This window comes from Actinomycetota bacterium, assembly GCA_018830725.1.
In the GTDB taxonomy this organism is placed as follows: Bacteria; Actinomycetota; Humimicrobiia; order JAHJRV01; family JAHJRV01; genus JAHJRV01.
On sequence record JAHJRV010000131.1, the window covers coordinates 1 to 6,834 of the forward strand.

Consider the following 6,834-nt stretch of genomic DNA (forward strand, 5'->3'; position numbering starts at 1 on the left):
TCAATCATTTAATCTCATTCCTACATTAACAGCTATTGAGAATGTTGAATACCCAATGATATTTAGTGGTATTTCAAGGGCAGAAAGATTGAAAAGGTCTGAAGAAATTCTTGAAAAATTAGGTTTGGGAGATAGATTAAAACACAATCCAACAGAGCTATCAGGCGGAGAGCAACAGAGAGTGTCTATAGCAAGAGCAATTATAAATGAACCTGAAATAATTCTTGCAGATGAGCCAACTGGAAACTTAGATTCAAAAACAGGGAAAGGGATAATGGATGTATTAAAAACTATCAATGAGGAGATGGGAAGAACCTTAATAGTAGTAACACATGATATTTATATATCATATTATTCTGACAGAAGAGTTTATCTAAGTGATGGAAAAATAGAAAAAATAGAGGAAGTAAAAGTATGAAATTTCCAGACTTAATTAGAATAGTTATAAAAAATTTAAAGAGAATGAAGCTTAGAACTGCTCTAACGGTTATAGGTGTAATTGTAGGAACTGCAGCTATAGTTACTTTGGTTGGTATTGGAATTGGTTTTCAAAAAAGCATTACCAGTCAATTTGAAGAAATGGGAATGGTAAAAACAATAGTTGTATTTCCAGAAAGTATGGGTAGAGCGTTTGCAATGAGTCCAACTACAGAGGGTAAACATGAAGAAGAAATGGTTTTGGATGACAAAGCTATCAAGAAGATTGAAAAAATCGAAGGTGTTGAAGGTGTAAGTCCTGTATTATTATTAACAAACGCGAAATTACAGATTGGTAATTATATTTCACAAGCAAGCCTTATGAGCGTAAATGACGACATGATGAAACAAGATTGGTACAATATGGAGTCAGGGGAGATACTAAAAGAAAAAGATCTAAGAGCGATAAATGTAGGAAACAAGGTAGATAAAACTTTTTATAATGTTAATACTGGAAAAAGTGTTTCTGAGATAGAACTCTTAGGGGAAAAAGGAAAACTAATAGCTGAAAAATATAGTGAGGGTGGTGTAACTTCAGTTACTAAATTTCCAGTAAAGATAGTTGGAATTCTAAAGGAATTAGGTCCTGATGATGATTTGCGTATATATATACCATTTGAACTTGCAAAGAGACTGGAAAAGATGACAGGCGGGGCATTATTTGCTGCAAAAGAAGGGGAGTATACACAATTAATGGTATTTGCAGAATCTGTGGAAAAAGTTGACAGGATTACTGAAAAGCTAAATGAGATGGGATTTACTGCCATGTCTGCAAAACAAATGTTAGGAGTTATATCTACAATATTTTTAATATTAAGAGCTGTATTAGGTGTCTTAGGAGCGATTGCACTTTTTGTGGCTGCAATTGGAATAGTTAATACACTTGTTATGTCCATTTATGAAAGATTTAGAGAAATAGGGATAATGAAAGCCATTGGAGCTTCCAATAAAGATATTAGTAAAATTTTCCTTTATGAAGCAGGTTCTATTGGTTTTATGGGTGGAGTTTTAGGTGTAATTACTGGATTTATTTTAGGTAAAGTACTCAATGCAGTGGCATCATATTTCATAAATATTGCTTCATCAGAGGGATATTCACCTTTTGCTGGAATGAATCTATTTGAAGTTCCATTATGGCTATTTTTTGGAACTATCTTGTTTGCCATTGTAATTGGAATTATTGCTGGAGTATATCCTGCAAGAAGAGCAGCAAGACTTGATCCTATTGATGCACTGAGACATGAGTAATTAATATAATAAGGATATTTAATATTTATAAATTTGCTAAAATAATTTATCGGTTAGATTTAATATAAATAGGGTAAAAAAATGTCTGAATTTAATAAACCGGGAAGATTATTATCAATTTCTATCATTAAAGATGAAGCCATTTATTAAAGATATAACTACCTCCATTATCTCAATAATTCTTATTGCAGCTATATTTAGCGGATGCACATATTTTAAGAAGCTACCTATTAAAAAGGTAGAGGATGAAACAGAAATGGCAAAAAAGAGAGAGTATATGGTTACCCAGCATCTTAAAGGGAGAGATATTGTTGATGAAAGAGTTTTAGAAGTGATGGGAAAGGTTCTCAGGCACAAATTTGTATTAGAGGGATATCTTGAAAAAGCATATGAAGACCACCCACTTCCAATAAGCTATGGACAAACCATATCACAACCATACATTGTAGCATTAATGACTCAACTTTTGGAACTAAAAGGTGGTGAGAAGGTGCTTGAGATAGGAACTGGCTCTGGATATCAAGCAGCAATATTAGCAGATCTTGTTGATGAAGTATATACAGTTGAGATAATTGAGGAGCTCTGCAGTAGTGCAAGAAATAGATTGTATGAGTTAGGTTATAATAATGTTCAGGTGCTTTGTGCAGATGGATATTTTGGATGGGAAGAGAATTCTCCATTTGATGGCATAATTGTTACATGTGCACCAGATCACGTACCCCACCCACTGATTGAACAACTAAAAGAGGGTGGAGTAATGATAATACCAGTTGGACCTCCAGGGGCATATCAAGTTCTATGGCAGATTAAGAAAGTAAATGGTAAATTAGAATTTAATAATATAATTGGAGTTGCTTTTGTCCCCCTAACAGGTGAGCAATAAAAATAAAAATATATTTTTATTCAGGTTTTTATATGGCAAAGATTAGGGAAAAAAGATCTAAGAAAATATTGATAATGGGAGTTGGAAATCTTCTTTTAGGAGATGAAGGTTTTGGTATACATTTCGTTAAGGAGCTTGAAAAGTTAGAACTTCCCCAGAGTGTTGATATATTGGACGGTGGAGTTCTGGGTCCAAACTTATTAGGATATATCGAAGATTTGGAAAAACTAATTGTAGTAGATGTTGTAAATGCTAATGCAAAACCAGGTACAATATTTAAAATTAAGCCCGAGCAGATTAAAGAGGCTTCACAGAAATATATTTCATCATTTCACCAGATAGGGATATTAGAAGTAGTAGAAATGGCAAAAATCTTAGGAAAGAAATTAAATACCATCATTTTCGCTATACAGCCAAAAACCATAGAAATGGGAATGCAATTATCAAAGGAATTAAAAGAAAAAATTCCGGAAATGATAAAGCTAATATTAGATGAGATTAAAAATTAGAATAGCAACTATAAAATATGGTAATATCTTAATTATAGATTGATATTGAACTTCTATTAAATCATCACAAACGCAATTTCTACTATGCAATGACACCGCTAAATCTCTGCACAAAAATACCTCTTTTTTCAAGCTCATTTAAATAGATATTTATTCCAATTGAATCACTGGGCATATGACCTGTTACAATTAGATTTCCCTTAATTTTTTCTTTTTTAAGCTTTTTATAATCTCCCTCACCAAGATGCATATAAAGTAGTGTGTTAATTCCTGCCTTAAAGTATGCCTTAGCAATTGCTGCACCACCACTTGTTCCCGCAGATATTGCAACAAAGAATTTACCAACAGGACTTTCTTCATCTCCTATTCTGAGTGCTGGCTTTGTTAGACCTTTTGAAATTTCATCTATTTCATTGAGAGATTTTATTAAATCAGAGACTTTAGCATTCTCATTTAATGAGAGAAATGAGTCAATGTAATCGTCAAAATATTTTTTTGTAATAGCATCAACTGGTGTGTGGATGTTTAAGAAGGGTATCTCTAATAATTTTGCCACACTTGTAACCCTCTCATAGTTTATAACATTTCTTTGTCTTGAAACCTTTCCCCTTCTAACCTCCAAAGCCTTTTCTGCATCTTTTTCTGAAATACCAACACTTTTCATCTGCTCAATATGGCGAAGCATAACTTTTGGCATACCATAAATTTGAGCTTCGTTGCCTGGTGGGTGATGAGCAATAACAGCATCAAAATTAAGTTGTTTTGCAAGCATTAATCCAGCAGCATCAACATCTACTCCAAATAGAACCCTTTTTATATCATCTCCTCTTACAAATATTTGAGAATCAGCAGGTATTTCTTCAAAACCAGACATGTCTAATGCAATTTGCATTAGTTCCTCAGTATCCATATTACCTCCTGTTTAACTAATGATTTTATGTATTATTTATTTAATAATATTTATATTTTGACAAAATTTTTAAATTTCTAATATTTGTATATTATCATTTTTTAATGGTGAATAAAATTAATTTATCGTTTAACTTTTAATAATATTAAAGTTATAAATGCTAGTAAGTAAGCAAAAAAAGCCATAATTAAAACAGTATTAAATCCCCAGGAAATTGCAAAGATTGTTGCAAGAATCGAGCTTACCACAGAAGAAAATCCATTTACAGACCAAGCCCACGGTATCAAATCAGAGGAAACCTTACTTGTTAATCTTATACCCATTGGAAAAGGAGCCCCCATTAAAAAACCCATAGGTGCTAATATTAAAATGCATGAAATAATACGAATGTAAAAAGGATATGCCATCAAATTTTTTAGCAACACAGGTGAAAGCATTAGTAGAATTAAAATTAAAATAAGTAAAGCACAAATTTTTATTGAAAAATATTGTGTATTTTTGCCTAAAATTAAACTGCCAAGACCCGAGAAAAATAGAATTGAGAACAAAACTGTAGAAACAGAATAAATTGGATGACCCAGATATAAAATAAATTTCTGCATAAGTGGAATCTCAATAAATAAAAAACCGATACCTATTGCAGAGAAGTAGATAAATATCTGCCATTTAGATACCTTTAAGTTAAACCTTTTACCTCTAATTATCAGGGGAATAATAATAAGCATTATAGATAGTAGTACAGAAATTAATAGAAGTGCGAATAGAATTAAATAACCACCTCCACCAAAGGGTTGCCAAGTCTTTCCATAAGAAGCCAATATTTTAGGTATATGGCTTGGTTTAAAAAAATGAAAGAAAAAAGGTTTATTATCTGTTGTTGGACTAACGTCAAATTCATATTCATTAATGAAATCTTCCTTGTCTATGCCGACAATCTTTGAAAAGTATTCATAATAATATGGTTTATTAATCTTTATGTTCTTATTTGTTTCATCAGGCATTATGTTACTGTAATATATTAAATCAAAACCCCTCTCATCACAGAAATCTTTAACACCTTGTTTCTCTTCATTTGAAAATTTTCCATTTTTAACCATAATAAAAGATGTGGAAAAACTTCTAATAGCACAAACATAATCTTGAGGATCTTTGATATTAAGTTCATCAAGACTGCTTAAAATTGTAGAGAATATTTTTAGACTTTCGCTAGGGGGAAGTTGAAGCCATCTTGAAATACATAAAATTCCATTTATTTCTAAGTGGTTATAATATTGTTTTATTGCTTCAACAGTATATTCATAATTTTCACCGAGACTATATGTACCAGCTGTGACAACTTTGTAGCTATCATCCAAGCATAAAAAAATCAAATCATATTTTTTCTTTGAGGATGCGATAAAATTGCGATCATTCTTGTTTATAACCTTAACTTTAGGAGAATTTAAGATATTCCCACTAAAATCCCTATAATCCTCTTTAAGAAGATTAATTAATATAGGATTTTTCTCAACAACGGTTATTTTTTTACAATTATTTTGAAGGGCACTCAAAATATCTAAACCACCACCAGGATTCATTAAAACAACATTTGAATTAGGTTTAAGAATGTAAGCAATATATGAGGGGAGATAATAGAGGAAATCTGTTGTATTTTTTGTATTATCACAAAAAGTTATTGGAGAGAGATCATCTCCGTCTGTAGTAATTCCTATTTGTTTTGGTGGGGGATCTGGAAATTTTAAACTTAAGCCTGGTGCACTATGTATCTTATCACTTTCTATAACATCAACCTTTGAGAAAGCATTCCACTTGGTGAGAAGTATTTTAGAATCAGGAAAATTTAGAAGTTGACTCAAAGTTTTTTGTGGAGCCATTCTAATCTGGAAAAAGGGAGGGGTAAAGATAATAAGTATAATAATTAAAATAAATGAAAAAATATTCACTAATATAAATCTATTTTTAAATTTAGTAAAAATACTACTTAATTTAGTAAATAAATTTTTATAATTAGAAAAATCAGTTTGGTATTTTGGCAAAAATAAAAAAGATGCAATAATTCCAAAACAAGCTATAAGTAATACAAGCTTCTCTCCTCCAAAAATTGGGATTGTTAGAACTACAAAGAAACTGCCAATTGATGAGCCAACAAGATTATAAAAGTAAATTATATGCACCTTTTCTGATTTTTGAGATAGTAAGATTCCTAAACATACTCCCGAGAAGAAAAATGGAGCAGTTAATCCTAAGTACCAAATAAAAAGATATAGAAACTGTATTTTATCAAAAGCTATCCTGTAGGGGTCAAAAGGGATAAGATTAAATATTAAATAACTCAAAATTGTGGTTAAAGTAAATAGAAATGAAAAACGTGAAAGATAGTACTTATTCTTTAATAGTCCTCTTTTTTCATTTTCCTGGTCTTCATTATTAGTATTATTTTTTAGGAATATAGAAAGATAAGTACCACTTGCTCCAAAACCAAGTAATGCAATACTTACTATCATAAAAGCGAAATGATACCATAGTGATATCGAAAACAACCTTATGAAAAGAGCTTGAAGAGCTAAAGTTGACATTGATAAAACAAAGATCCCAAGATCATTTGAGTTAATATCTTTTATTCTTCTACATTTTGACAAATAGGAACTTATCATTAGTTTTTTAAAAGGTTTTTATTCTATGTTAAATTAATTATATACTGGAGTTAAAAATCGTCATCGTCCTTTTTGCGAAAATATATAATATCTTTTCTTTCCTCGTAACCCAAACCTTTAGCCATTTCTTTAGATCTTTTGTTACTATCATGA

At 31.0% G+C, this 6,834-nt stretch carries 6 protein-coding genes; 4 read left to right on the top strand and 2 right to left on the bottom strand.

From position 1 onward, the window contains the following. The 4 genes from KKC53_06135 to KKC53_06150 all read left to right on the top strand — a co-directional run. A partial coding sequence (locus tag KKC53_06135; protein MBU2598729.1) for an ATP-binding cassette domain-containing protein occupies positions 1-418 on the top strand: 418 nt, incomplete at its 5' end. Further along, positions 415-1,725 carry an ABC transporter permease gene (locus tag KKC53_06140; protein MBU2598730.1) on the top strand — a complete coding sequence of 437 codons (1,311 nt, stop codon included), beginning with the start codon at positions 415-417 and terminating at the stop codon, positions 1,723-1,725. The genes KKC53_06135 and KKC53_06140, both read left to right, overlap by 4 nt. A gap of 256 nt (positions 1,726-1,981) precedes the next feature. Then, positions 1,982-2,608: a protein-L-isoaspartate(D-aspartate) O-methyltransferase gene (locus KKC53_06145; GenBank protein ID MBU2598731.1), complete on the top strand. Its 627-nt coding sequence runs from the start codon at positions 1,982-1,984 to the stop codon at positions 2,606-2,608. A gap of 32 nt (positions 2,609-2,640) precedes the next feature. Next, positions 2,641-3,117 (top strand): HyaD/HybD family hydrogenase maturation endopeptidase, encoded by a 477-nt coding sequence (locus KKC53_06150; protein MBU2598732.1) that lies wholly within the window; start codon positions 2,641-2,643, stop codon positions 3,115-3,117. An 82-nt stretch (positions 3,118-3,199) separates the two neighbouring features. On the opposite strand, the gene KKC53_06155 is transcribed toward KKC53_06150, so the two are convergent. Together KKC53_06155 and KKC53_06160 are read right to left on the bottom strand one after the other, a co-directional pair. Next, on the bottom strand, positions 3,200-4,027 hold the full coding sequence (locus KKC53_06155; GenBank protein ID MBU2598733.1) for a Nif3-like dinuclear metal center hexameric protein: 828 nt from the start codon (positions 4,025-4,027) through the stop codon (positions 3,200-3,202). A gap of 122 nt (positions 4,028-4,149) precedes the next feature. After that, a complete protein-coding gene (locus KKC53_06160; GenBank protein MBU2598734.1) occupies positions 4,150-6,666 on the bottom strand; it encodes a hypothetical protein in 2,517 nt (838 codons plus the stop codon). Positions 6,667-6,834 lie beyond the last annotated feature (168 nt).

What these genes read in the sequence shown, in the direction of transcription:
- KKC53_06150 (MBU2598732.1), top strand. Translation starts at nt 2,641, where the DNA reads ATGGCAAAGATTAGGGAAAAAAGATCTAAGAAAATATTGATAATGGGA.
- KKC53_06140 (MBU2598730.1), top strand. Translation starts at nt 415, where the DNA reads ATGAAATTTCCAGACTTAATTAGAATAGTTATAAAAAATTTAAAGAGA.
- KKC53_06145 (MBU2598731.1), top strand. Translation starts at nt 1,982, where the DNA reads ATGGCAAAAAAGAGAGAGTATATGGTTACCCAGCATCTTAAAGGGAGA.
- KKC53_06155 (MBU2598733.1), bottom strand. Translation starts at nt 4,027, where the DNA reads ATGGATACTGAGGAACTAATGCAAATTGCATTAGACATGTCTGGTTTT.